General features: G+C 67.0%; 21 protein-coding genes and 2 riboswitches. Of the genes, 2 read left to right on the top strand and 19 right to left on the bottom strand.

What is annotated here, in order from left to right; translation table 11 throughout:
* Window positions 1-18: 18 nt before the first annotated feature.
* Both ACTJKH_RS15380 and ACTJKH_RS15375 read right to left on the bottom strand, forming a co-directional pair.
* Window positions 19-333, bottom strand: coding sequence for an AzlD domain-containing protein (locus ACTJKH_RS15380; RefSeq protein WP_440737622.1), 315 nt, complete (start codon window positions 331-333; stop codon window positions 19-21).
* The gene (locus ACTJKH_RS15375) at window positions 330-1,040 is read right to left on the bottom strand and encodes an AzlC family ABC transporter permease (RefSeq protein WP_440737672.1); all 711 of its coding nucleotides are present in this window, start codon (window positions 1,038-1,040) and stop codon (window positions 330-332) included. Before ACTJKH_RS15375 ends, ACTJKH_RS15380 begins: the two co-directional genes overlap by 4 nt.
* A gap of 93 nt (window positions 1,041-1,133) precedes the next feature.
* Here ACTJKH_RS15375 and ACTJKH_RS15370 point away from each other — a divergent pair, with 93 nt between their 5' ends.
* Complete coding sequence (locus ACTJKH_RS15370) at window positions 1,134-1,682, top strand: helix-turn-helix domain-containing protein (protein WP_440737621.1); 549 nt, start codon at window positions 1,134-1,136, stop codon at window positions 1,680-1,682.
* Window position 1,683: 1 nt separating this feature from the next.
* Here the strand turns inward: ACTJKH_RS15370 and ACTJKH_RS15365 are convergent, their stop codons facing one another.
* The 4 genes from ACTJKH_RS15365 to typA all read right to left on the bottom strand — a co-directional run bounded on the left by ACTJKH_RS15365 (window position 1,684) and on the right by typA (window position 7,484).
* Window positions 1,684-3,309: an MFS transporter gene (locus ACTJKH_RS15365; RefSeq protein WP_259159871.1), complete on the bottom strand. Its 1,626-nt coding sequence runs from the start codon at window positions 3,307-3,309 to the stop codon at window positions 1,684-1,686.
* A gap of 36 nt (window positions 3,310-3,345) precedes the next feature.
* Window positions 3,346-4,356, bottom strand: coding sequence for a glutaminase A (gene glsA / locus ACTJKH_RS15360; protein WP_440737620.1), 1,011 nt, complete (start codon window positions 4,354-4,356; stop codon window positions 3,346-3,348).
* Between the two features lie 171 nt (window positions 4,357-4,527).
* Complete coding sequence (locus tag ACTJKH_RS15355) at window positions 4,528-5,421, bottom strand: phospholipase (protein WP_440737619.1); 894 nt, start codon at window positions 5,419-5,421, stop codon at window positions 4,528-4,530.
* Window positions 5,422-5,570: 149 nt separating this feature from the next.
* Window positions 5,571-7,484, bottom strand: coding sequence for a translational GTPase TypA (gene typA, locus ACTJKH_RS15350; RefSeq protein WP_210097472.1), 1,914 nt, complete (start codon window positions 7,482-7,484; stop codon window positions 5,571-5,573).
* A gap of 92 nt (window positions 7,485-7,576) precedes the next feature.
* On the opposite strand from typA, the gene ACTJKH_RS15345 reads away from it, so the two are divergent.
* Complete coding sequence (locus ACTJKH_RS15345) at window positions 7,577-8,371, top strand: CPBP family intramembrane glutamic endopeptidase (RefSeq protein ID WP_440737671.1); 795 nt, start codon at window positions 7,577-7,579, stop codon at window positions 8,369-8,371.
* A gap of 22 nt (window positions 8,372-8,393) precedes the next feature.
* Here the strand turns inward: ACTJKH_RS15345 and ACTJKH_RS15340 are convergent, their stop codons facing one another.
* The 13 genes from ACTJKH_RS15340 to ACTJKH_RS15280 form a co-directional block, all read right to left on the bottom strand.
* On the bottom strand, window positions 8,394-8,957 hold the full coding sequence (locus ACTJKH_RS15340; protein WP_440737618.1) for a PH domain-containing protein: 564 nt from the start codon (window positions 8,955-8,957) through the stop codon (window positions 8,394-8,396).
* A complete protein-coding gene (locus tag ACTJKH_RS15335; RefSeq protein WP_440737617.1) occupies window positions 8,954-10,633 on the bottom strand; it encodes a dipeptide ABC transporter ATP-binding protein in 1,680 nt (559 codons plus the stop codon). Before ACTJKH_RS15335 ends, ACTJKH_RS15340 begins: the two co-directional genes overlap by 4 nt.
* Complete coding sequence (locus ACTJKH_RS15330; RefSeq protein ID WP_440737616.1) at window positions 10,630-11,574, bottom strand: ABC transporter permease; 945 nt, start codon at window positions 11,572-11,574, stop codon at window positions 10,630-10,632. The genes ACTJKH_RS15335 and ACTJKH_RS15330 overlap by 4 nt, the downstream gene beginning before the upstream one ends.
* Window positions 11,567-12,493 (bottom strand): ABC transporter permease, encoded by a 927-nt coding sequence (locus tag ACTJKH_RS15325; protein WP_210097468.1) that lies wholly within the window; start codon window positions 12,491-12,493, stop codon window positions 11,567-11,569. The genes ACTJKH_RS15330 and ACTJKH_RS15325 overlap by 8 nt, the downstream gene beginning before the upstream one ends.
* Window positions 12,494-12,596: 103 nt before the next feature.
* Window positions 12,597-14,270 (bottom strand): peptide ABC transporter substrate-binding protein, encoded by a 1,674-nt coding sequence (locus ACTJKH_RS15320; RefSeq protein ID WP_440737615.1) that lies wholly within the window; start codon window positions 14,268-14,270, stop codon window positions 12,597-12,599.
* Window positions 14,271-14,495: 225 nt separating this feature from the next.
* Complete coding sequence (gene gcvP, locus ACTJKH_RS15315; RefSeq protein WP_440737670.1) at window positions 14,496-17,327, bottom strand: aminomethyl-transferring glycine dehydrogenase; 2,832 nt, start codon at window positions 17,325-17,327, stop codon at window positions 14,496-14,498.
* A gap of 61 nt (window positions 17,328-17,388) precedes the next feature.
* Window positions 17,389-17,766 (bottom strand): glycine cleavage system protein GcvH, encoded by a 378-nt coding sequence (gcvH, locus tag ACTJKH_RS15310; protein WP_440737614.1) that lies wholly within the window; start codon window positions 17,764-17,766, stop codon window positions 17,389-17,391.
* The gene (locus ACTJKH_RS15305; protein WP_440737613.1) at window positions 17,763-18,947 is read right to left on the bottom strand and encodes a glycine cleavage system aminomethyltransferase GcvT; all 1,185 of its coding nucleotides are present in this window, start codon (window positions 18,945-18,947) and stop codon (window positions 17,763-17,765) included. Before ACTJKH_RS15305 ends, gcvH begins: the two co-directional genes overlap by 4 nt.
* A 54-nt stretch (window positions 18,948-19,001) precedes the next feature.
* A riboswitch (glycine riboswitch) is annotated at window positions 19,002-19,103 on the bottom strand.
* Window position 19,104: 1 nt separating this feature from the next.
* Window positions 19,105-19,199, bottom strand: a riboswitch (glycine riboswitch).
* Window positions 19,200-19,325: 126 nt separating this feature from the next.
* Window positions 19,326-20,162 carry an ATP-binding cassette domain-containing protein gene (locus ACTJKH_RS15300; protein ID WP_440737612.1) on the bottom strand — a complete coding sequence of 279 codons (837 nt, stop codon included), beginning with the start codon at window positions 20,160-20,162 and terminating at the stop codon, window positions 19,326-19,328.
* Window positions 20,159-21,022 carry an ABC transporter ATP-binding protein gene (locus tag ACTJKH_RS15295; RefSeq protein WP_440737611.1) on the bottom strand — a complete coding sequence of 288 codons (864 nt, stop codon included), beginning with the start codon at window positions 21,020-21,022 and terminating at the stop codon, window positions 20,159-20,161. Before ACTJKH_RS15295 ends, ACTJKH_RS15300 begins: the two co-directional genes overlap by 4 nt.
* Window positions 21,019-21,999, bottom strand: coding sequence for an ABC transporter permease (locus ACTJKH_RS15290; protein ID WP_259159882.1), 981 nt, complete (start codon window positions 21,997-21,999; stop codon window positions 21,019-21,021). The genes ACTJKH_RS15295 and ACTJKH_RS15290 overlap by 4 nt, the downstream gene beginning before the upstream one ends.
* A complete protein-coding gene (locus ACTJKH_RS15285; protein ID WP_259159884.1) occupies window positions 21,992-22,987 on the bottom strand; it encodes an ABC transporter permease in 996 nt (331 codons plus the stop codon). The genes ACTJKH_RS15290 and ACTJKH_RS15285 overlap by 8 nt, the downstream gene beginning before the upstream one ends.
* A 38-nt stretch (window positions 22,988-23,025) precedes the next feature.
* Complete coding sequence (locus ACTJKH_RS15280; protein ID WP_440737610.1) at window positions 23,026-24,717, bottom strand: ABC transporter substrate-binding protein; 1,692 nt, start codon at window positions 24,715-24,717, stop codon at window positions 23,026-23,028.
* Window positions 24,718-24,734 lie beyond the last annotated feature (17 nt).

Raw genomic sequence — 24,734 nt, 5'->3', positions numbered from 1 at the left:
GGTCACCGGCGAACGAGATCAGGAGGCGAGGCCCAGCAGGCGAAGCACGGCGGCCACCGCGGCCGCGGCGAAGACCACGACGAGGAATGACTGACGCAACCACAGCAGCCCCGCGGCGACGAGCAGCGCAGGCACTCGCGCATCGACGACCACGGCCTGACCCGCGCCGAGGGTCTGCACGGCGACCAGAGCCGCGAGGAGAGCGACGGTGAGCAGATCCGAGATGCGTGCGGGTCGGGGCGCCTCCAGCACCTTGGGCGGAACGAGGTATCCGACCGCTTTGAGGGCGAGGCAGATCAGCGCCGCCAGAAGGATCGCGCTCCAGACGCTCATCTCTCCCCCTCCGAGTTCTGCTCGCCGACCGGCGTGTCTCGCCCGAGCCAGTTGAACCATCCGACGAAGATCGCCACGAGCGCGGCGACCAGCACCGGCAGACCCGGCATGATGAACGGTGTGAGCGATGCGGCCACCACCGCTGCGGCCACCCCGACGGCGATCGCCTGACGCTGCTTGAGCCGAGGCCACAGCAGAGCGAGGAAGGCCGCCGCCGCCGCCCCATCCAGCCCCCAGGTCTTCGGATCGCCGAGCACGTCGCCGACGAGCGCACCGATCAGGGTGGTGACATTCCACCCCACGAAGATGCCGATCCCCGTGACCCAGAATCCGATCTGACGGAGCCGTGGATCACTCTGCGATATCGCCACGGCGGTCGACTCGTCGATCGTGAAGTGCGCCGCGGCGACCCTCCTCGCCGGGGTCGTGCCGACGATCGGCGACATCCGCATGCCATAGGCGACGTTGCGCACCCCGAGCAGTACGGCTGACGCGATCGCCGACGGAAGGGCCGCGACTCCCCCGGCGGCGAAGACCCCGACGAAGGCGAACTGCGAGCCGCCCGTGAACATCAGCAGGCTGAGGACGCAGGACTGCCAGACATCGAGACCGGATGCCACGGCCAACGCTCCGAACGAGATCCCGTACGCGCTGGTCGCGAGCACGACTCCGAGCGCCTCACGCCAGACCTCGCGCTCGGCGCTCAAAAGAGCACCGTTCGATGCAGTGAACACATGACCATCATTCTGAACACTGATGATCGGATAGTCAAGCGAACGATCGTTTGACATGATGAACACATGGACGACCTCCGCACCCGCATCGCCCGCACCTTGCGCAGAGAGAGGGAGACGGCCGGATTGTCGGTCTCCGAGCTCGCCCGTCGAGCAGGCATCTCGAAGGCGACGGTCTCACAGCTCGAGTCGGGGTCGGGCAACCCCAGTGTCGAGACGCTGTGGGCTCTCGGCGTCGCGCTGGGCGTGCCGTTCGCCGTCCTCGTCGACCAGCAGGCCAACGCACCGACGCTGATCCGCGCCGACGATCTCGCCGGTGTACCGTCCGCGGCGGCGGCGTACAGCGCCACGCTGCTCGCTGCGAGCCCGCCCGGCGCACGTCGGGACATCTACGTGATCAAGGCGGAACCCGGAGATCCACGACGCTCGGATCCCCACCACCCCGGAACGACCGAGCACGTCATCCTCATCTCGGGGCAGGCGCACATCGGACCGGTGGGCGACCCCGTGCTGTTGAACCCGGGTGACTATCTCTCGTATGCCGGAGATGCACCGCACGTGTTCGAGGCCACCGTGCCCGGCACCAGCGCGGTGCTGATCTCCGAGCTGCGCTGAGTCAGTCCCCGGCCGGCGCGGGCGACGGGTCGGGAATCTCCTCCGGCTTGTACTTCGGCAGACGGGACGCCGGGAGGATCGCCACCGCGCTGAGACCCGCGAGCAGCAGCAGTCCGAGGCGAAGCGTGCCCAGGCGCGATTCCTCGTTCACCGCCACCGCGGCGTCGATCTGATCGGGGGTCGCGTCCGTCTGCTCGAGCGCCGCACGGAGGTCGTCGTTGCTGACGAAGTTCAGGTTGTCCATGTCGACCTGCGCCACCAGGGCGGGCGGCAGCTCGGGGTGCTCCACGACGGCGCGTCCGATGCTCAGACCGAGCAGCGAGACGAGCAACGCTCCGGCCAGTGCGGTTCCGACCGCGGACGCGAGATTCTGCGTCGTTCCGCGGAGTGATCCGACGTCACCGGCGAGTTCGGCGGGCGCCGCCGTCACCAGCACGTTGAAGACCAGGGTCACCAGGGCGCCCTGCCCGATGCCGAAGACGATCAGCCCCAGGATCGTGGGAAGCGTCTCCCAGTTGTTGTTCACGACGAACGAGAGCCACACGAGCGCGACCGTCGTGAGGATGAAACCGAAGACCCCGATCACGCGCGGCGGGTAGCGCTTGTAGAAGCGCACCACGAGCGTCGCGGTGATGAAGACCGTGAGGTTGAACGGCATCATCGCGAGCGAGGTGTCGAACGGCGTGCGTCCCTGCACGATCTGGATGTACAGCGGGATCGTGAAGTTCACGCACGCTTCGAGAGCCACGACGATGAACATCGCGTACACCGCCGCCCGCTCCTTCGACGAGTCGAGCACACTGAGGTCGATCAGAGGCACCTTGCCCTCGGCCATCCGGCGCCGGGTCCACACGAAGAAGATCTGGCCGAGCACGATGCCCACGACGATGAACGCGGGCGCGGGCGACAGCCCCAGGATGCTGAACGGCGCCGCATCCGTGGCCGCGACAGCTCCCCATCCGTTCAGGTTGTTGAAACCGAGCGTCAGCAGCACGATCGCGGCGCCGATGAGCAGCGAGGCGACCAGATCGATGCGGATCGAGGCGTCTCCGCGGTCTCCGCGCAGCGTGAAGCTGAAGGCGAAGACCACCACCGCGATGCCGAAGACGATGAAGAACATCGGACGCCAGCCGACGAGCGTGCCGAGCGTTCCGCCGATGAGGAACGCCGTCACGCCCGAGATCGCACGGGCGGAGCCGATCGCACCGATCGCGGTCGCCTGCTGCGCACCTCGATAGTTCTCGGCGATCAGGGCGACGATCGACGGGACGATGATGGCGGCCGCAGCACCCGCAACAGCTTGCCCGGCGATGGCCCACCCCACGCTCGGAGACACGATCATCAGCACCGATGACGCGGCGAAGAGCACGATGACGACACGGAAGATGAGCACCCAGCCGACGCGCTGCCCCAGCTTCGCACCGGTCATCACCAGTGCCGCGACCGCGAGCCCGTACATGACGATGGTGGTGCTCGCGACCGTGGGCGGCACCCCGAACTCGCTCACCATGCCGCCCAGCGAGATCGGCAGTGCCGCCACGTTGAACGACATGAGCACCTGGGCGAGGAAGAGACTGACCAGCGGCATCCACGATGTCTTGGTGGCCGTGGCGGCGGTGTGTGTCATGGGAGGATCCTCTGATCGTGGTGGGATGCGTCGAGCTCAGTCCGCGGTTCGCGTCTGCGCGGGGGCAGAGGCGAACAGGTTGAGCCCCAGTGCGCGGGACAGATGACCGATCGCCAGCTGGGAGCGGATCGAGTTGCCTGCGCCGTCGAGACGGGGCGAGAATCCGGCGACCGCGCCCTTGCCCGGTGCGACGGCGACGATGCCTCCTGCCACCCCCGACTTGGCCGGAAGCCCGATCTCGAAGAGCCACTCCCCCGATGCTTCGTAGAGTCCCGTCGAGGCCGTGACGGCGAGGGTGTCGCGGCAGACCTCGGCGGAGACCACACGCTCACCCGTGACGGGATTCACACCGCCGTCGGCCAGCGTCGCCCCCATCACCGCGAGATCGTGTGCCGTCACACTCAGCGCGCACTGACGAGTGTAGACGTCGACGACCTCATCCGGGTCGCCGTCGAGTCGACCGTAGCTGCGCAGCAGCCATCCCATCGCGCGGTTGCGCTCGTTCGTCTCGGCTTCGGAGGCGTAGACCACGCCGTCGAGGCTGAGCGGCCGGCCGGCGAAAGCCGACAGCCCCTCTCGCACGCGCTCCCACTGCTCCACCGCGGTCGCCCCCGGCATGAGCCCCGTCGTCGCGATCGCGCCGGCGTTGACCATCGGATTCATGGGGTGTCCGCCGTTGAGCTCGAGAGCCATCAGCGAGTTGAAGGCGAGGCCGGTGTTGTTGACGCCGACGATGTCCCGCACGCGCTCGTGACCGTGCTCCTGGATGGCGAGGGCATAGACGAACATCTTCGAGATCGACTGGATCGAGAACGGATGCAGGGCGTCGCCCGCGTCGTGGAGTCCACCGTCCACCTGGATCACGGCGAGTCCGAACAGCTCGGGGTCGACCTCGGCGAGCACCGGGATGTAATCGGCCACGGCCCCGTCGGTGTTCCCGGCATACCGCCGGTGCGCCTCGCGGACGTGATCCTCGACGCTGTCCCACCCCGGGAGCGTTCCGGTCGACACCTGCTGCGGGATGCCCGACAACGCCGCGACGTCCATTCGTCCTCCTCGGATCCACGACCCCCCAGCCGTCATCGCTCACGGTAGTGGCTTCGGGTGTCGATGCCTAGAGGCAGTTCGGAGCATGTCGAGGCCCCCGTGAAACGACGAGACCCACCTCCGCAACGAATGCGGGGTGGGTCTCGACGAGACGGTGGTTCGCCAGGCGACTCAGTACCAGTTCGACGCCTGCGAGTGACCCCAGGCGCTGCAGGGCGCTCCGTAGACGGAGGAGATGTACTCCAGACCCCAGGCGATCTGCGTGGCGGCGTTCGTCTGCCAGTCGCTGCCGGCCGAAGCCATCTTGCTGCCAGGAAGCGCCTGCGGGATGCCGGTCGCTCCACCCGACGCGTTGTACGCCTGGTAGTTCCAGCCGGACTCCTTGGTCCACAGCGAGTTCAGGCAGGAGAACTGATCGTCGCCCCATCCGTACTTGTCGGCCATCATCTGGCGCGCGGTGGCCTTGGCCCCCTCGGGCGTGTTGGCCTGGGCGAGCGCAGCGGCTTCCGCGGCGGCCTTCTCCGCGGCGGCCTTCGCGGCATCATCCGCGGCCTTCTTCTCCTGGGCCGCGGTCAGCGACTTCTTCAGCGCGGCGGTGTCGGCGATGACGTCGTCGGTTCCCGTCGACGTCTCCAGGGCGAGGCTCGAGAGCAGCAACGCCGACATCGATGCGCGATCGCCACTCAGGTGTGCGACATCCGCAGTGAGCTCGGCTGTCTCGACCGACGCGGGGTCCGCGCCGAGATCGAGCCCGGAGGCCGCGACCTCCGCGTTGAGCGCCTCCGCCGCGGTGACGGCATCCTGCGCGAGTGCGATCGTGATCGCCGAGTCATCGGCGATCTTCGCCATCGGCTCGCCGCCGGTCACGAAGGAGGTGACCTCGGCGACGGCGTCGGGCATCTCGGCTCCCGCCGCGGGACCTGCGGCCACGCCGACGGTGACGGCGAGGCCGAGGACGGCTCCGGCGATGGTTCCGAAGATCATCTTGGGGCGGCGGGCCGTGATCGCGTTGCGAGCGGATGCCGCCGCGTGGGCGCGCCGAAGAGCACGGGTGTTCTGAAGCATGGGTTCGACTTTCGGGTCGTCGTACGCCCGTAACAGGACACTCGTCGGGAGGTTGCCCCAGGCGCAAGGTAACGATTCTGCAACGGCCCGCCTGGGCGTTCTATGAGAAAAGGGCCCTGTNTGTACAGGGCCCTTCTCTTAGAGGATTCTCAGGCGCTGGCGTCCTGACGCTTCAGACGAGCGGTCTCACGCGCACGGGTGTTCGCGTCGAGGTTCACCTTGCGGATGCGGACGACCTCGGGCGTGACCTCGACGCATTCGTCGTCACGCGCGAACTCGAGGCTCTCCTCGAGAGTCAGCTGGCGCGGGGGCGTCATCGACTCGAAGGTGTCGGAGCTCGCCGCACGCATGTTGGTGAGCTTCTTCTCCTTGGTGATGTTGACGTCCATGTCGTCGGCGCGGGAGTTCTCGCCGATGACCATGCCCTCGTAGACCTCCTGCGTGGGCTGCACGAAGAACGACATGCGCTCCTGCAGGGCGATCATCGCGAACGGGGTGACGACACCCTGACGGTCGGCGACGATCGAGCCGTTCTGACGCGTCGTGATCGAACCGGCCCACGGCTCGTACCCGTGCGAGATCGCGTTGGCGATACCCGTACCGCGCGTCGTCGTGAGGAACTCGCTGCGGAAGCCGATGAGGCCGCGCGACGGGACGATGAACTCCATGCGCACCCAGCCGGTGCCGTGGTTCGTCATGTTCTCCATGCGACCCTTGCGGTTCGCGAGAAGCTGGGTGATCGCGCCGAGGTGCTCCTCCGGAGTGTCGATCGTCAGGTGCTCGAACGGCTCGTACGTCTTGCCGTCGATCTTCTTCGTGACCACCTGCGGCTTGCCGACGGTGAGCTCGAAGCCCTCGCGACGCATGTTCTCGACGAGGATGGCGAGAGCCAGCTCACCGCGGCCCTGCACCTCCCATGCGTCGGGGCGTCCGATGTCGACGACCTTGAGCGAGACGTTACCGATCAGCTCCTTGTCGAGACGATCCTTGACCATGCGAGCCGTGAGCTTGTGGCCCTTGACCTTGCCCATGAGCGGCGAGGTGTTCGTGCCGATCGTCATCGAGATGGCGGGGTCGTCGACCGTGATCGCGGGAAGCGGGCGCACGTCTTCGGGGTCGGCGATGGTCTCACCGATGGTGATGTTCTCGAAGCCGGCGATGGCGACGATGTCGCCGGGGCCTGCAGAGTCGGCCGGGTAGCGCTCGAGCGCACGGGTCTTGAGCAGCTCGGTGATGCGCGCGTTGCTGGTCGAGCCGTCGGCACGGACCCAGGCGACGGTCTGGCCCTTCTTCAGCGTTCCGTTGAAGACGCGCAGCAGCGCGAGGCGGCCGAGGAAGGGGCTGGAGTCCAGGTTGGTGACCCAGGCCTGCAGCGGGTGCTCGTCGTCGTACGCCGGAGCCGGGACGTGCTCGAGGATCGCCTCGAAGAGCGGCTCGAGGTCGTCGTTGTCGGGCAGCGAACCGTCGGCGGGACGGTTCTGCGATGCCGCGCCGGCACGGCCGGACGCGTAGACGACCGGCACGTCGAGCAGAGCGTCGACGTCGAGGTCGGGCACGTCGTCGACGAGGTCGGATGCGAGCCCGAGGAGCAGATCGTGCGCCTCCTCCTCGACCTCGGCGATGCGAGCGTCGGGGCGGTCGGTCTTGTTGACCAGGAGGATGACGGGGAGCTTGGACTCTAGAGCCTTGCGCAGCACGAAGCGGGTCTGCGGAAGCGGCCCCTCGCTCGCGTCGACGAGCAGGACGACGCCGTCGACCATCGACAGGCCGCGCTCGACCTCACCGCCGAAGTCGGCGTGACCAGGCGTGTCGATCACGTTGATCGTGATCTCCTTGCCCTGAGCGTGCTTGCCCTTGTAGGTGATCGCCGTGTTCTTGGCGAGGATCGTGATGCCCTTCTCGCGCTCGAGGTCGTTCGAGTCCATCGCGCGCTCATCGACGTGGGCGTGTTCGCCGAACGAGCCCGTCTGACGCAGCATGGCGTCGACGAGAGTGGTCTTGCCGTGGTCGACGTGCGCGACGATAGCGACGTTGCGGAGGTCAGAGCGAAGGGCGTGCGCCATGCATATGTCCTAAAGAGTGTGGGTTTTTGCCGAGAAGCCGACGTTCCAGACTATCGTATGCGGCGGAGTCGTTCCTGAGCGCGCGAAGTACGATCGAGGGCGTGACCGATGCCGACCTCTCCCCCGCCCCCTCACGCAGTCGTCTGTGGTGGGAGATCGCCATCGTGCTGGCTCTCGGTCTCGGGCAGTCCGCCGTGTACGCGATCGTGCAGCTGGCGTACCGCCTCACCGACGAGACGCCTCTGGCGGACCAGACGGCGACCCTGAATCCGTCCCGCAGCGACCGCGAGATCTTCGACCTCATCTACCAGGTGCTGTCCATCGGGTTCTCGCTGGTCCCCGTGCTTCTCGTGTGCTTCCTGCTCTGGCAGACGTCGCGCCCGCATCTGGGCAGAGTGGGCCTCGACGGCACGAAGATCGCAGCGGATGCCGGACGAGGAGCGCTTCTGGTGCTCGCCATCGGCATCCCCGGCCTCGGCCTCTATCTGGTCGGAAGAGCCACCGGGCTCTTCGTCGCGGTCGACCCGGCGGGACTCGACGCCCACTGGTGGACGGTGCCGATCCTCCTCCTGGCGGCAGCGCGTGCCTCTCTGCAGGAGGAGTTCGTCGTTCTCGGGTATCTGTTCGCCCGGTTGAAGCAGCTCGGATGGGGTCCGTGGGCCATCATCCTGACGACCTCGCTGCTGCGCGCGAGCTACCACCTCTACCAGGGCCCCGGGGCCTTCATCGGGAACTTCGCGATGGGCCTGCTGTTCGGCTGGCTGTTCCAGCGCAGCGGCCGGCTGATGCCGTTCCTCGTCGCGCACTTCCTGATCGACGCGACCGTGTTCGTCGGGTACCCGTGGGCCGCGGCGACGTGGCCGGACCTCTTCGGGCTCCCCGGCTGACGGGAGCGCTCCGGAGCCTCGCTCAGGCGTTCGCGATGACGACCGACACGACGGCCCACAGCGCGATGACGCCGAGCGCGATCAGCGCCTGAGCGTCCCAGGTGCGGCGGACGGGAGCATCCGCCGTCGCCGGCGCCTGCTGCCAACGGTCGCGGATCTCGGTCAGCTCCCGCAGGCCGGCCGGAGCCTTCGCCTCGTCGTCACCGCTCGTGGGGCGACGGACCGGACGCGCTCGTGCGGGTCCGCCGTAGCACGAGAGATCGCTGCCGTCTTCGAGCGAGAAGAGCAGCTGCCAGCGCAGGTCGATGTCGCGCACCCGGCTCCAGCCGAATGATGTGCGGCGCAGCATGTTCTGCACGACCGCGCCGTCGTCGTCGACTCGGACGACCGACACGAAGGCGATTTCGTAGACGACCCAGAGTCCGAGGAGCACCCACGGCGCGAGCAGGAGCATCTGACCCCACCCTGCACGCACGACGGCGTCGCCGAGAAGGAAGAGCGCCAGGAGCGAGCAGAGCACGAGGGAGACCGGCCCGGAGGCCGCACGGAAAGTCCGTGCGGCCTCCGGTCGAGGTTCGGTGCTCACTCTCCGTGACCACCGAGGGTGATCGACGCACCCGGGATCGCCTTCAGAAGACGATCCGTGTATTCCTGCTGCGGGTTGGCGAAGATCTCGTCGACAGTGCCCTGCTCGACGATCTTGCCCTTCTCCATGACGCACACGAGATCGCTCGAGACACGGACGACCGCGAGGTCGTGCGTGATGAACAGATACGTGAGATCGAGCTCTGACTGGAGTTCGGCCAGCAGCTGCAGCACCTGATCCTGCACCAGCACATCGAGCGCCGACACCGCCTCATCGAGGACGATGATGTCGGGCTTGAGGGCGAGAGCGCGCGCGATCGCGACACGCTGACGCTGACCGCCCGAGAGCTCGTTCGGGTACCGGGTGGCGAGCACACGGGGCAGTGAGACCTGGTCGAGAAGCTCCTCGACCCGCTCACGCTGAGACGCGCGGTCGCCGACGCCGTGGATCTGCAGCGGCTCGGCGATGGTGTTGCCGATGTTGCGCAGCGGGTCGAGCGAGCCATACGGGTCCTGGAACACCGGCTGCATGCGCCGACGCAGACCGAACGCCTGGGCGTTCGACAGCTTCGACACATCCTGGCCGTCGATCTCGATGGTTCCGCTGGTGGGCTCCTCGAGCTTCAGAACCATCTTCGCGACGGTGGACTTGCCCGAACCCGACTCGCCGACCAGAGCGAGCGTCTTGCCGCGAGGGATCGCGAACGACACGTCGTCGACCGCTCGGAACGCCTCACTGCGGAAGCCTCCCTGACGGATCCGATAGTCCTTCGTGAGCCCAGCGACCCGCACGGTCGGCGGGATGTCGGCGAGATCCTCGAGCGTCTCGATACCCCGGTCCTCCACCACCGCCTGGATGCGCTGCGACGCGACACTCGGCGCGGCAGACACCAGGCGCTTCGTGTACGGGTGCTGCGGGTTCTCGAGGATCTGCCTGCTGGGACCCGCCTCGACGATGTTGCCGCCGTTCATCACGATGATCTTGTCCGCACGCTCGGCCGCGAGGCCCAGGTCGTGCGTGATCAGGAGCACCGAGGTGCCCTTGTCGCGAGTGAGCGACGCCATGTGATCGAGGATCACGCGCTGCACCGTCACATCCAGAGCCGAGGTCGGCTCGTCGGCGATGAGCAGCTTCGGATCGGCCGCGAGGCCCATCCCGATCAGCGCACGCTGACGCATGCCACCGGAGAACTGGTGCGGGAACTGGTGCAGACGCTTCTCGGCATCCGCCAGCCCGGCCTGCTGCAGCACCTCGACCGTGCGCGCCTTGGCGGCCTCGCGCCCCTGGGCGATGCCGTTCGCACGGATCGCCTCCTTGACCTGGAAGCCGATGCTCCAGACGGGGTTGAGGTTCGACATCGGATCCTGCGGAACGAAGCCGATGTCCCGTCCGCGAACAGCCTCGATCTCGCGACGGTTGAGCGTCGTGAGCTCGCGGCCTTCGAGGGTGATCGATCCGGCGGTGACTTCACCGGTTCCCGGGAGCAGGTTCACGATGGCCGTGGCCGTCGTGGACTTGCCCGAGCCCGACTCGCCGACGATCGCGACGGTCTCGCCCGGCATGACGTCGAAGCTGACTCCGTGGAGCACTTCGCGCAGGCCCTCCTGCGTGCGGAACGCGACGCTGAGGTCACGGATGCTGAGCAGCGGGACCTGTTCGGTGATTCGCTCGCTCATCGGCGTGCCCTCGCCTTCGGGTCGAGGGCGTCTCGGATGAGCTCGCCCAGGGTGACGAACGCGAGCACCGCGAGGGTGAGCGCGATCGACGGATAGATGAGTGCCATCGGCGCGACACGCAGCGACGCCTGGGCGTCGCCGATGTCGTTCCCCCACGACATGACGCTGCTGCCGAGTCCGACTCCGAGGAACGACAGAGTGGCTTCAGCGACGATCGCAGCGGCGAGGCCGAGCGTCGACACCACCAGCAGAGGCGCGATCGCGTTCGGGACGACATGGTTCAACAGGATCTTGAACTTCGACTGCCCCAGGGCCTGCGAGGCCATCACGAAGTCGGCCTGACGCACGCGGAGCACCTCCGCTCGCACGACACGGGCGGTGGATGCCCAGGCGAACCCTCCGATGGCGAGCGCGAGGATCCACACCGAACGGATGTCCTTGAACACCGTCATCACGACCACGGCCGCGAGGATGTACGGGATCGCGAAGAAGATGTCGCCGACACGCGAGAGGACCGAGTCGAGCCACCCGCCGTAGAAGCCCGCGAGCGCACCCATGATCAGACCGAGAACAGACGAGATCAGCGTGGCGATCAGGCCGACCGCGAGGGACGTCTGGGCGCCCCACACGATGCGCGCGTAGATGTCGCAGCCTTGGAAGGTGAACCCGAGGGGGTGCCCCTCGGCCGGTCCGCCGTTGCTGTTCGACAGGTAGCACTGGTCGTTGGGCGGCGTCGCGGTGAACAGCGTCGGCCACACGGCCATCACAAGGAAGACGAGGGCCAGCGCGATCGAGAACCAGAACAGCGGACGGCGACGCAGGTCGAACCAGGCGTCCCGCCAGAGGTTGCTGGGCTTGTCCGAGATACGGACCGCGTCGACCGCGATCGACTCCGTCTCGACGGGGGCGACGTAGTGCTTGGGAGAGATGGGATCAGGCATAGCGAATCCTCGGGTCGAGCAGACCGTAGAGCAGGTCGATGAGCAGGTTCACCAGCACGTACAGGATGACGAAGACGGTCACGAACGAGACGACCGTCGGCCCCTCGCCGCGCTGGATCGCCTGGAAGAGCGTGTTTCCGACACCCGGCACGTTGAAGATGCCCTCGGTGACGGTCGCACCCACGAGCAGCACACCGAAGTTCGTGGCCGAGTTGGTGATCACGGGGATCAGCGAGTTGCGCAGCACGTGCACGGGAAGCACGCGGTTGCGCGAGAGCCCCTTGCTGTACGCCGTGCGTACCCAGTCCTGATTCAGGGTCTCGATGACCGAGCTCCGCATCAGACGCATGCTCACCGCGTAGAGACTGAACCCGAGCACGATCGCGGGAAGCCAGAGTCCACCCCAGTCGTTGTCGGCGCCGACCGTCGGCTTGAACCAACCCCACTGGATCGCCAGGAAGTACTGGGCGAGGAACGCGACCACGAAGATCGGGATCGCGATCGCGACGAGAGCCACGACCAGCGAGACGTTGTCGAAGAGCTTGCCCTTGCGCAACGCCGAGATCGTGCCGATGATGATCGCCAGGACGAACTCGATGGCGATCGCCATCACGGCGAGACGCCCCGTGACGGGCAGCGTCGCGGCGAGCACCGTGGAGACGGGGCGACCGGAATAGGTCATGCCCAGGTCGCCCTGGAAGACACCGGTGATGTAGTACCAGTACTGCACGAGGAACGGCTCGTTCAGGTGGTACTGCTCTCGCAGCTGCGCGACGACCGCCGGGCTCGGCGTCTTGTCGCCGAACAGGGCGAGGATCGGGTCGCCGGGCATGGCGAACACCAGGAAATAGATGAGCAGGGTGGCTCCGAAGAAGACCGGGATCACCTGCAGAAGACGTCTCAGAATGTAACCGAGCATCCGCTTGTCCCTTCTGTGAGGGGAGAGATAGCCGCGTGGACACAAGCCTGTGAGGCGGTGACGAAGAAATCGTCACCGCCTCACAGGTGAAGTGCCGTCAGACTTACTCGCCGGCCTTCGTGATCTCGTAGTAGAGCGGAACCGAGTTCCAGCCGAACGTGACGTTGTCGACGCTCTCGCCGAAGCCACCGGTCACGTTGGAGTACCACAGCGGGATCGCGGGAAGATCCTTGAACAGGACCTCCTGCGCCTTGGTGAAGTCCTCGATCTGTGCATCGGGGTCGGGGTTGCTGATGCCGGCCTTGATGAGGTCGTCGAACTCGGGGTTCGAGTAGTCACCGTCGTTCGAGCCGGCGCCGGTCGCGTAGAGCGGTCCGAGGAAGTTGTACAGACCCGGGTAGTCGGCCTGCCAGCCCGAGCGCGCAGCCGTGGTGATGGTGCGGTCGTTGATCTTCGTGCGAAGGTCCTGGAAGGTCGGGTACGGGTCGCCCGATGCCTCGATGCCGAGCGTGTTCTTGATGCTGTTGCTCACCGCGTCGACCCAGGCGTCGTGCCCACCGTCGGCGTTGTAAGCGATCTTGAACTCGCCGTCCCACGGCGAGATGGCGTCGGCCTCGGCCCACAGCTTCTTCGCCTCGTCGGGGTTGTACTCGAGAACCTCGCTGCCGGGGACCGAGTCGGACCATCCGTCGATCACCGGGGAGGTGAAGTCGGATGCCGGGGTGCGGGTGCCCGAGAAGATCGTGTCGGTGATCTCCTCGCGGTTGATCGCCATCGACAGCGCCTGACGACGCAGCTGGCCCTCTTCGCCGCTGAAGTGCGGGAGGAACTGGCCGATCGTGAACGACTGGAAGACCGCGGACGGCTGGTTGACGGCGCGGTCGCCGAACTCGTCCTGGAAGACCTGGAGCGAGCCGGTCGGGATCGCGTCGATCACGTCGACGTCCCCACCCTGCAGGTCGGCGTAAGCCGCTTCCTGCGTGGCGTAGAACTTGATGGTCAGACCGCCGTTGGCAGCCTTGCGTCCGCCGTCGTAGTCGTCGTTGCGGACGAGGTCGATCTGCACGTCGTGCTGCCACGCGTCGTCGCCGTCGATCATGTACGGGCCGTTGCCGATCGGGTTCTGGCCGAAGGCCTCCATGTCCTCGAAGGCCACGTCGGGCAGCGGGTAGAACGCGGAGTATCCGAGGCGCAGCGCGAAGTCGGAGGCCGGCTTGTTGAGCGCGATCGTGAAGGTGTAGTCGTCGACCTGCTTCAGACCGGACAGGTCACCCTGCGCGCCGAAGACGTCGTCATCGGGGTTGTCGGGGTCACCCGCGTCGTTGACGAAGCCCTCGATGTCCTCGAAGAAGTAGCCCGAGAGCTGTGCGTTCTCGGCCTGTGCGCCGTAGTTCCACGCCTTGATGAAGTTGTCGGCGGTGACCTCTTCACCGTCGGTGAACTTCAGGCCCTTGCGGATCTTGACCGTGAGGTTCTGCGGGTCCTCGGTCGTGATCTCCTCGGCGACGTCGTTGACGGGCTTGCCGTCGGCGTCGTAGTAGATCAGACCGGCGAAGATCTCGTCGAGGATCTTTCCGCCACCCACCTCGTTGGTGTTCGTGGGGATCAGCGGGTTCTCGGGCTCGGAGCCGTTCGTGGTGATGATGGCATCCGGGTCGCCGGCTGCGCCGGAGCCGCCGTCGCCGTCGTTGCCTCCACCGCTCGCGCAGCCCGCGAGCGCCAGGGCGCCGATCGCGAACAGCGCGGTGCCCGCAAGGGCGATCTTGTTGCGCTTCACTTTGTGTCCTCCTGTGGACGGGTATTCATCAGACTGCGCGCTCATCGTCGAACGCGTAGGGATAGTTGACTGTAACCCGCGATTCAGGGGACGCCGCACTCGGCTAATGAACCGTTACTGAGTGGTGACCATATGTAATCTCGCGGAAACATGCGGAAATGCACGGAAACGAGAGACGGCGCCATGCCCGGATGGACACGACGCCGTCTCTGTACGCTCCTCGAGTCAGGCGAAGGCCTCGACCGGCGGGCAGGCGCACACGAGGTTGCGGTCGCCGTAGGCCTGGTCGATGCGGCGCACAGGCGGCCAGTACTTGCCGGCGACCAGAGCGTGCACCGGGTATGCGGCGTCCTCTCGGGTGTACGCGTGACTCCACTCCCCCGCGATCAGCGAGACCGCGGTGTGCGGTGCGTGCACCAGTGGGTTGTCGTCGGCGGGCCAGCGCCCGGCTGCGACGGCATCCGCCTCGGCCTTGATCATGATCATCGCCTCGATGAAGCGCTCGATCTCGCCGAGGTCCTCCGACTCCGTCGGCTCGACCATGAGCGTGCCCGCGACGGGGAACGACATCGTCGGCGCGTGGAAGCCGTAGTCGATGAGCCGCTTGGCGACGTCGTCGACGGTGATGCCGGTGGCCTCCTTGAGCGGACGCAGGTCGAGGATGCACTCGTGAGCGACGCGGCCGTTCTCGCCGGCGTAGAGCACCGGGTAGTGCTCGCCGAGGCGCGCGGCGATGTAGTTCGCCGAGAGCACGGCTGCTGCCGTCGCGTGACGAAGGCCGTCTGCCCCCATCATCCGCACGTACGACCAGGAGATCGGCAGGATGCCGGCCGATCCGTAGGGCGCGGCGGAGACCGCTCCGCCCTCGAAGACGAACCCGCCCGCATGCTCCGCGCGCTGGGCGAGCGGGTGCGACGGCAGGTACGGCGCGAGGTGAGCCTTGGCCGCGACGGGACCCACGCCGGGGCCACCGCCGCCGTGCGGGATCGCGAACGTCTTGTGCAGGTTCAGGTGCGAGACGTCGCCGCCGAGGTCGCCGAAACGGGCGTAGCCGAGCAGCGCGTTGAGGTTCGCGCCGTCGACGTAGACCTGGCCGCCGGCCTCGTGCACGGCAGTGGTGATCTCGACGACGTCCTGCTCGTACACGCCGTGCGTCGACGGGTACGTGATCATCAGCGCGGACAGCTCGCCGGCGTTCGCCGCGATCTTCGCGCGCAGGTCGTCGAGGTCGACGTTGCCGAGTTCGTCACAGGCGACGACGACGACCTTCATGCCGGCGAGCACCGCAGAGGCGGCGTTGGTTCCGTGCGCCGACGACGGGATCAGGCACACCGTGCGCTGAGTGTCGCCGTTCGCCAGGTGGTAGCCGCGGATCGCGAGAAGGCCCGCGAGCTCGCCCTGCGATCCGGCGTTCGGCTGCAGCGAGACCGCGTCGTACCCGGTGACCTCGGCCAGCCACGCCTCGAGCTGCGTGATCATGTCGAGGTATCCCTCGACGTCGGAGGCCGGAGCGAACGGGTGGATGCCCGCGAACTCGGGCCACGTGATCGATGCCATCTCGGTCGCCGCGTTGAGCTTCATCGTGCACGACCCGAGGGGGATCATGCCGCGATCGAGCGCGTAGTCGCGATCGGCGAGGCTCTTGAGGTAGCGCATCATCGCCGTCTCGCTGCGGTGCGCATGGAAGACGGGGTGCGTGAGGTACTCGTCCTGGCGGAGCAGGTCGCCGGGCAGAGCGCCCTGCGAGCCTGAGCCGTAGAAGCCGAAAGCACGGTCCTGCGAACCGCCGAACACACGGGCGACCTGGTGGAGCTCGGCGACCGTCGTGGTCTCGTCGACCGAGATCCCGACCGTGTCGGCATCAGCCGCGTGCAGCAGGATGCCGAAGCCGTGATGGGCCTGCTCCACGTATTCGGCCGCGCGGCCGGGCACCCGCACCTGCAGCGTGTCGAAGAACGAGTCGTGCACGACATCCGCACCCGCGTCGGCGAGCCAGTCACGCAGCATCGCGGTCTTGGCCGCGACCTCCCGGGCGATCGCCTTGAGCCCGTCAGGCCCGTGGTAGACCGCGTACATCGACGCCATCACCGCGAGGAGCACCTGCGCGGTGCAGATGTTGCTGGTCGCCTTCTCACGGCGGATGTGCTGCTCGCGCGTCTGCAGCGACAGCCGGTACGCGGGCTTGCCGTCCGCATCCACCGAGACACCGACGAGGCGTCCCGGCAGCTGCCGCTCGAGCCCGGCACGAACGGCCATGTACCCGGCGTGCGGTCCGCCGAACCCGATGGGCACACCGAAGCGCTGCGTGGTGCCGACCGCGACGTCCGCTCCGAGGGAACCGGGCGAGGCGATCAGGGTGAGTGCGAGCAGATCGGCCGCGACGACCGCGAGTCCGCCGGCGAGGTGCGCGGCGTCGATCACGGCGGTGGGGTTCCACACACGACCGGAGGCACCGGGGTACTGCACGAAGACGCCGAACATCTCCGCGGGGAGCTCCTCGCCTGCGGCGAAGTCGACGCTCACGAGCTCGATGCCCACAGCCTCGGCGCGGGTCTCGAGCAGGGCCTTCGTCTGCGGGAACGCGTCGGCGTCGACCGCGAACACGTTCGAGGCCTTCTTCGATGCGCGGCGTGCCAGGAGCATCCCCTCGACGACAGCGGTCGACTCGTCGAGCATCGACGCGTTGGCCGTGGTGAGACCGGTGAGCTCGGCCACCATCGTCTGGAAGTTGATGAGAGCTTCGAGGCGCCCTTGCGAGATCTCCGGCTGGTACGGCGTGTAGGCCGTGTACCACGAGGGGTTCTCGAGGACGTTGCGCTGGATCACCTGAGGGGTGATCGTGCCGTAGTACCCGAGGCCGATCATCGGCCGGTTCACCGTGTTGCGGGCGGCGATCGCTCGAAGCTCGGCGAGCGCCTCGGTCTCGCTCGCTGCGCGAGGGATGACTGAATCCGAGGTGGCGGACGTGAAGATCGACGACGGCACGGCCTGGCGCATCAGCGCCTCGACCGGGCTCCAGTCCTCGAGCTCGGACTCGACCCCCAGCGCGTCCAGCATCTGACGCTGGGCGGCCGCGGTGGTTCCGATGTGACGATCGGCGAAAGAGACCACTGGTCGATCAGCCCTCCGTGAGAGCGACGTACGCGTCGCGGTCCATGAGTCCGTCGAGCGCACCGGCGTCGACGGAGACCTTGATCAGCCAGCCGCCGGCGAACGGCTCGGCGTTGACGAGGGAGGGGTCGTCGACCACGGCGTCGTTGATCTCCACGACCGTGCCGGTGACCGGCGCGTAGAGCTCGCCGACCGACTTGGTCGACTCGATCTCGCCCACCACCGATCCGGCGGTGACCTCGGTGCCCACGGCGGGGAGCTCGACGAAGACGACGTCGCCGAGCTTGTCGGCGGCGTAGTCGGTGATCCCGATGGTCACGGTGTCGCCGTCAGCGGCGATCCACTCGTGCTCATCGGTGTAGTGGAGTGCGTTGAGGTCGGTCATTTGGTCCTCCGGTAGAAAGGCAGGGCGGTCACGGTCGCGGGGATGCGGGTCCCCCGCACATCAAGGAATACTGCGGTTCCCTCCGCAGCGGAAGACGGTGCGACATAGGCCATCGCGATCGGGTGGCCGAGCGTCGGGCTGAGCGCACCGCTGGTGATCGCGCCGAGCACAGCGCCGTCTTCGTCCACGACGGAGTACCCGGCACGGCCCGCGCGCTTGCCTTCGGCGACGAGCCCGACGAGCACGGGGGCATCGGATGCGGCATCCACCGCTCCCTTGCCGATGAAGCTCTCCTTGTCGGTGACGACGACGCGTCCGAGACCGGCCTGCGACGGCTTGGTCTCGCGGGAGAGCTCATGCCCGTAGAGCGGCATACCCGCTTCGAGTCGGAGCGTGTCGCGCGCCGCGAGGCCGGCCGGCACGAGACCGTGCGTCTGCCCGGCGTCGACGAGTGCGTCCCAGAGCGCGGGGGCATCGGCGACACGGACGAGCAGCTCGAAGCCGTCCTCACCCGTGTACCCGGTGCGGGCGAGGAGCAGTGGGCCGCCGAGGAAGGAGGCGTCGGCCCAGGAGTAGTACCTCTGCTCCGCCCAGGGAGTGCTGAGGTCGGAGATGCCTGCCGTCGACGAGACGATGGCCTCGGATGCGGGTCCCTGGACGGCGAGCAGCGCGTACTCGTCGGAGACGTCCTCGACGTCGACGCCGCGATCTCCGAGGAAGCCCTCGAAGGTGCGGTCCTCCCCCGCGGCGAGCGCCGGACGTTCACGCTCGATCCGCGAGGGGAACGAGCGGACGCGCGAGGCGAAGGCGGCATCGACGAATCCGCGGTTGCCCGCGTTCGCGATGACGAGGAAGCGATCGTCGGCGAGCCGGTAGACGATGACGTCGTCGATGATCCCGCCGTCGTCTGCGAGCATCAGCGAGTACTTCGCCTTGCCCACGGGCATCGCGGACAGTCGGCCGGCCAGGGAGTAGTCGAGGAAGTCCCCGGCGAAGTCTCCGGTGACCATGAACTCGGCCATGTGCGAGATGTCGAAGATCCCGGCTGCCTGTCGCACCGCGTGGTGCTCGGCGAGGTCGGACGTGTAGCGCACCGGCATCTGCCAGCCGCCGAAGTCGGTGAACGAGGCGCCGAGCGCCTCATGGCGCTCACGGAGCGGGGTGTAGCGAGGGTCGGACATGGAGTTCTCCCGGGCTGGGTCGGGCGGAACAGCGCAGACGCTGGTCCTCGGAACTCCCCCTCTGTCATGGGCCTGAGAGCTTCACCCAGAGACTGGGCTTTCACCGTCGGCGGAGCCGAGCGCTACAGCATCGCTCGATCTCACTTTTCAGAGTGGCCGGAACCGCGCGGTACGCATACCTGAGAGATTGGCGGGGAGGCTTGCTCCTTCGGTGCCCGGCTGCGTTCGCCGGGGCTCTCCCGCGTGGGTCATTCGGCCTGTCTTCACTTGTGCGTTCAGTCTAGCGGGTCGTCCGCACCGAGACGGGTGCCGTTCCGGTCGCACCTCGTGCCGCGCGAACGGGTCGCCGGCGGCACGAAGTGGAACCGGAACGGATGCTCAGAGACCCGCGAGCTCGGCGCGGACCTCGTCGCGGAGGCGGCCGAGGTTCTCGGGTTCGGGCGCCGCGCCCAGCAGGGTCTTCGTGTACTCGTGCTGCGGATTGAGGATGACTTCGTCAGCCGGCCCGCGCTCGACGACGTCGCCCTTGTAGAGCACCATGATCTCGTCGCTGAAATGCCGAGCCGTCGCGAGGTCGTGCGTGATGTAGAGCACGCCGAGGTTCTCCTCTCGCTGCAGATCGGCCAGCAGGTTGAGCACCCCCAACCGGATCGAGACGTCGAGCATCGAGACGGGCTCATCCGCGACGATGAACCGTGCCCCCGGTGCGAGCGCCCGCGCGATGGCCACACGCTGACGCTGACCACCGGACAGCTCGTGCGGGCGACGTTCGGCGAAGCTCTCGCCGGGTGACAGCCGCACTCGCTCGAGCAGCTCGATCGCCCGCGCACGCACCTCGGCGCCCGAGAGCGTGGGGTGGTGGAGCCTGATCGGTCGCTCCAGGTGATGGACGATCGTGTGGAACGGGTTCAGCGAGGCGAACGGATCCTGGAAGACCATCTGCACCTGCGAGCGGTACTCCTCGACCGCTCGGCCCCGCATCCCCGCATCCTTGCCGTCGAGCAGGATCAGCCCGCTGGTCGGAGTCTCGAGCTTCATCAGCATCCGGGCGATGGTGGATTTGCCCGAACCCGATTCGCCGACGAGGGCGACCGTCTTGCCCGCCTCGATCGTGAACGAGACGTCCTTGACCGCATGGAGGGTCGACGTCTTGAGCCCGGATCGCAGCGTGAAGTCCTTCACCAGGTTGCGGGCTTCGAGGGTGGAAGCACTCATCGGATCTCCTCCTGGCTGGGCTGGTTGCCGGTGCGGACGAAGTCTCCGCGCTCGCCGGTCAGACTCGGGAAGCTCGACAGCAGCTTCTTCGTGTATTCGTGCTGCGGCGTGCGGTAGATCTCCTCGGCCGTGCCCTCCTCCACGATCTGCCCCTGCAGCATCACGGCGATCCGGTCGCTGATCTCGATCAGCATCGGGAGGTCGTGGGTGATGAAGATCACCGCGAAACCCAGCCGTTCGCGCAGTCGCATGATCTCGCGGATGATGCCTCGCTGCACCACGACGTCGAGCGCGGTGGTGGGTTCGTCCATGATCATGACCTGCGGATCCAACGCGAGCGCCATGGCGATCATCATGCGCTGCCGCATGCCGCCCGACAGCTCGTGCGGGAAGCTCGTCAGCCGCGACGGGTCGACCCCGACGAGGGTCAGCAGCTCCTCGGCACGCTCCTGCTTGTCCTTCTTGGACATGCCGGGGCGATGCGTGTCGAAGATGTCGAAGATCTGCGCCTTGACGCTGATCACCGGGTTGAGCGAGTTCATCGCACCCTGGAACACCATCGAGATCTTGTCCCAGCGGAAGGCTCGGAGCCCGTCGCCGTCGAGTGCGACGATGTCGATGTCGTGGCCGTCACGGTCGTGGAAGACGATCTCGCCGCTCGTCATGAGCGCCGGCGCCTTGAGCAGCCGGTTCATGCCGTAGGCGAGGGTCGTCTTTCCGCATCCCGACTCTCCCGCCAGACCGAGGATCTCTCCGCGGTTGAGGGTGAGGGAGACATCTCGGACCGCCTTGACGGGCGGATCCACCTCGTACTCGATCGACACGTTGCGCGCCGTGAGCACGGCATCCGGAGCGCTCATGCGGCGACCCCCTTCGTCTTGGCTGCCTTGCGCACACGTCGGGCGGCGTCGGGCGCATTGCGCAGCTTGGGGTTGATGACCTCGTCGATCGCGAAGTTGATCAGGGCGAGACCTGCACCGAGCATGGCGATCATGACGCCCGGGGGTACGAACCACCACCAGGCTCCTCGACCGAGCGCCTGCCCGGACTGCGCGTCGTTGAGGATGGTGCCCCAGGTGATCGAGGAGTTCGGGCCGAGGCCCAGGTATGAGAGGCCGGCCTCGCCGAGGATGGCGAAGATGATCGCGAAGAGGAACTGCGCCGTGAGCAGCGGCAGCAGGTTCGGCATGATCTCGACCAGGATGACGCGGAAGGATCGCTCCCCCGCCACCTTCGAGGCGTAGACGTAGTCACGGGTCCGCAGAGAGCGCGTCTGGAGTCGGAGTACGTACGCGGCGCCCGCCCAGGAGGTGATGCCCAGCACGAACGCGACCAGCTGCCAGCTGCGCTGCGGCACGAAGGACGAGATCACCATGACCAACGGCAGGCCCGGGATCACGATCATCACGTTCGTCAGCAGCGCGAGAGTGTCTTCACGCCAGCCGCCGAGGTAGCCGGCGAGCACGCCGAACAGCAGGGACAGGACGATGGCGATGCCGCCCGCGACCACGCCGACCAGGAGCGAGCCCTGGGCACCGATGGCGAGCTGGGCGAACATGTCGTTGCCGAGCTTGGTGGTGCCGAGCCAGTGTTCCGGCGACGGCGGGAGCAGAGCAGGGTTGTCGGTGCTCCGCGGGTTCTGCGAGAACATCGGCGCGATGATCGCGAACAGGACGATCGCGATCACGATCGCCGCTCCGGTGATGAACTTCGGAGACGTCGTCGGGAGCACCCGGCGGCGCTTGCGCCCGCGTTGCGTGGCCAGCGAGATGGTGGTCGCCGGCTGGGTCGTGGGCTGATCCTTGGTGATCAGCGCTGCGTTGTCGGTGTCAGACATTCTGGCGCGCCCTCGGGTCGATGAAGCCATAGACGAGATCCATGATGAAGTTGGCGGCGAGCACCGTGATCGTGATGACGAGGAAGAGCCCCTGCATCAGCGCGTAGTCGTTGTTCGTGACCGCCTGGAACATCAGCTTGCCGATGCCCGGATAGGTGAACACCTGCTCCATCACGATCGAGCCTGCGACCACGAATCCCAACGTGATCGAGAAGCCGGCGATCGAGGGGATCGCGGCGTTGCGTGCGGCGTACGTCGTCATGATGCGGCGAGGACGCAGCCCCTTGGCCTCGGCCGTGAGCACGTAGTCCTCAGCCATGGTCTGCACCATCATGTTGCGCATCCCGAACATCCACCCGCCGACCGACGAGATGACGATCGTCAGCGCCGGAAGGATCGCATGAGAGAGCGCATCCGTGAAGAACGCCCACGTCGGTTCGGGGCCGTCGGGGAAGTCGAACACGTCGTAGCCCCCGAAGATCGGGAACCAGCCGAGACCGACCGCGAAGACGGAGACGAGGAGCAGCGCCATCCAGAAGTACGGGATGGACTGCAGGACGGTGGTCGCCGGGATCAGATGATCGACCCAGGTCCCGCGCTTCCATCCGGCCCAGGCGCCGAGCGCGACGCCGAGGATGAAGGAGATCACTGTCACCGTGCCGACGAGGATGAGCGTCCAGGGCAGTGCCTGGCCGATCAGCTCGCTCACGGGAGCCGGGAACTTCGTCACCGAGATTCCCAGGTCTCCCTGGAACATGCGGCCCCAGTAGGCGATGTACTGCTCCCAGAGGGACGAGTCATCACCGCCGAGAAGCAGCTTGATGTTGCGGATCGTGGTCTCGGAGACCTCGCCGCCCGCTCGCTGCATCTTGGCGATCATGATGTCCGCCGGGTTCCCCGGCATGAGCCGGGGAAGCAGGAAGTTGAGTGAGATCGCGGCCCACAGCGTGAACGCGTAGAACCCGATTCTTCGTGCATAGAACTTCATGTCACAGACCTTGCTTCCTGCTCCCCCGACCCCATTCCTTACTTGACCGGCTGCAGCTGCGTCAGGATGTAGCCTGCCGCGATCGCACCCCAGGACGGCGGGAAGGCGTAGAGGTCGTCCTCCGTCGGCCAGCCCGTGAAGTCCTTCGTGTTGTAGAAGGTCTGCGTCGCGTTGATGACGAGCGGGATGTAGGGCAGATCACGGACGATCTCGGTCTGGATCGTGCCGTACAGCTCCTTCTTCTCAGCCTCGTCGTTCGTGCTGATCGCGGCCTGGACCGCGTCGTCGACGACGGGGTTGCTGTAGCGGCTGAAGTTCCAGCGTCCGGCCGGGACCTCCGAGCCCACGGCTGCGGTGGAGCCGACGGTCGTGCCGCCGAACCAGTCGCGGTAGATCTGGAACGGGTCGGCCACGGACGTGCCGATGACACCGCCGACGATCAGCTGGAAGTCGCCACCCTGACGGGCGTCCGAGAACTCCTGCCACTGCACGGTCGACGCGGTGACCTTGATGCCGGCCGCCTCGGCCTGCTCGGCGATCAGCTTCGCAGCATCGTTGTAGTCGGTCCATCCGTCGACCGAGATCAGGCTGAGCTCGAGCGGCTTCCCGTCCTTGGAGTAGAAGTCGCCGTCCTTCGTGTAGCCGGCCGCCTCGAGGATCTCGCCCGCCTCTGCGGCGTTCGCCTCCTGGGGGCTGACTTCGTTGGCCGAGTCGGCGACCCACTTCTCGTCGCGCGGGAGCAGCGCGAACGTCGGCGAGATGTCGCCGGTGAGCCCGACGAACGCCTTGTCCTTGATCGCCGCACGGTCGATGGCGACGTTCAGCGCCTGACGCACAGCGACGTCGGTCTGCGGACCGGTGCAGCCGAGCTCGGCGTTCGAGCACGTGTACAGGACCGTCGGGTCCTGCGGGGTGTTGATCCAGTCGATCGCGCCGTTGCCCGTGACGTCGTCGGGGTTCGGGATGAACATGCCCGTCCAGTCGAGCTTGCCCGCGGCGAGCAGATCCTGGGCGGTCTGGTTGTTGTCGACCGCGATGTACTGGACCTTCTTGACACCGAGGTCGTCGGCGCCGCGGAAGTTCTCGTTCGCGACGAGCGTGTACGACTCGCTCGTGGTCTTGTCGACGACGTACGGGCCGGAACCGACCGGCTCCTCGTTCGCGAAGTTCGCGAAGTCGGTGACGTCGGCCCAGATGTGCTCGGGGAGGATGTAGGTCGAGCCGAGACGCTGGAACTCGGTCGTGTACTGGGCGGTCGTGTAGGTCAGGACGACGGTGGTGTCGTCGGTCGCCTCGGCCGAGACGAGGCCGTTACCCTCGGGGTTGTTGGCCTCGTACGCAAACGAGAACGCGACGTCGGCGGCGGTGAGAGGCTCGCCGTCACTCCACTTGAGGTCGGGCTTGATGGTGACGGTGATCACCGTGCCGTCCTCGTTGTACTCGTACGAGTCGCCGATCAGACCGACGGGCTCGGAGTCGGCCGTCTTGTTGAAGAAGAACAGCGGCTCGTAGATGGGTCCGAGCGCGCCATGGAGCACGGTCGGTGCGAACGGGTTGTAGTTCGCGGTGATCGGGGTCTGGCTGCCGGCCCACACCCGAAGAGCCCGGTCGCCGTCGCCACCGCTCCCCTCGTTGCCGCCGCCTGCGCCACAGGCGGTCAAACCCAGGGCGAGGACGGATGCCCCCGCCACAGCGGTGAGCGCGATCTTGCGCCTTCCGTTACGGATCATTCTGTATTTCCTCTCGG

This window comes from Microbacterium sp. 22215, assembly GCF_052045655.1.
GTDB classification, from domain to species: domain Bacteria; phylum Actinomycetota; class Actinomycetes; order Actinomycetales; family Microbacteriaceae; genus Microbacterium; species Microbacterium phyllosphaerae.
This window is presented reverse-complemented; position numbering and strand designations above follow the sequence as displayed.

What these genes read in the sequence shown, in the direction of transcription:
- ACTJKH_RS15335 (WP_440737617.1), bottom strand. Translation starts at nt 10,633, where the DNA reads ATGAGCGAGCGAATCACCGAACAGGTCCCGCTGCTCAGCATCCGTGAC.
- ACTJKH_RS15280 (WP_440737610.1), bottom strand. Translation starts at nt 24,717, where the DNA reads ATGATCCGTAACGGAAGGCGCAAGATCGCGCTCACCGCTGTGGCGGGG.
- typA (WP_210097472.1), bottom strand. Translation starts at nt 7,484, where the DNA reads ATGGCGCACGCCCTTCGCTCTGACCTCCGCAACGTCGCTATCGTCGCG.
- ACTJKH_RS15365 (WP_259159871.1), bottom strand. Translation starts at nt 3,309, where the DNA reads ATGACACACACCGCCGCCACGGCCACCAAGACATCGTGGATGCCGCTG.
- glsA (WP_440737620.1), bottom strand. Translation starts at nt 4,356, where the DNA reads ATGGACGTCGCGGCGTTGTCGGGCATCCCGCAGCAGGTGTCGACCGGA.
- ACTJKH_RS15330 (WP_440737616.1), bottom strand. Translation starts at nt 11,574, where the DNA reads ATGCCTGATCCCATCTCTCCCAAGCACTACGTCGCCCCCGTCGAGACG.
- gcvH (WP_440737614.1), bottom strand. Translation starts at nt 17,766, where the DNA reads ATGACCGACCTCAACGCACTCCACTACACCGATGAGCACGAGTGGATC.
- ACTJKH_RS15380 (WP_440737622.1), bottom strand. Translation starts at nt 333, where the DNA reads ATGAGCGTCTGGAGCGCGATCCTTCTGGCGGCGCTGATCTGCCTCGCC.
- ACTJKH_RS15370 (WP_440737621.1), top strand. Translation starts at nt 1,134, where the DNA reads ATGGACGACCTCCGCACCCGCATCGCCCGCACCTTGCGCAGAGAGAGG.
- ACTJKH_RS15305 (WP_440737613.1), bottom strand. Translation starts at nt 18,947, where the DNA reads ATGTCCGACCCTCGCTACACCCCGCTCCGTGAGCGCCATGAGGCGCTC.
- ACTJKH_RS15355 (WP_440737619.1), bottom strand. Translation starts at nt 5,421, where the DNA reads ATGCTTCAGAACACCCGTGCTCTTCGGCGCGCCCACGCGGCGGCATCC.
- ACTJKH_RS15325 (WP_210097468.1), bottom strand. Translation starts at nt 12,493, where the DNA reads ATGCTCGGTTACATTCTGAGACGTCTTCTGCAGGTGATCCCGGTCTTC.
- ACTJKH_RS15295 (WP_440737611.1), bottom strand. Translation starts at nt 21,022, where the DNA reads ATGAGCGCTCCGGATGCCGTGCTCACGGCGCGCAACGTGTCGATCGAG.
- ACTJKH_RS15290 (WP_259159882.1), bottom strand. Translation starts at nt 21,999, where the DNA reads ATGTCTGACACCGACAACGCAGCGCTGATCACCAAGGATCAGCCCACG.
- gcvP (WP_440737670.1), bottom strand. Translation starts at nt 17,327, where the DNA reads ATGCTGGACGCGCTGGGGGTCGAGTCCGAGCTCGAGGACTGGAGCCCG.
- ACTJKH_RS15300 (WP_440737612.1), bottom strand. Translation starts at nt 20,162, where the DNA reads ATGAGTGCTTCCACCCTCGAAGCCCGCAACCTGGTGAAGGACTTCACG.
- ACTJKH_RS15285 (WP_259159884.1), bottom strand. Translation starts at nt 22,987, where the DNA reads ATGAAGTTCTATGCACGAAGAATCGGGTTCTACGCGTTCACGCTGTGG.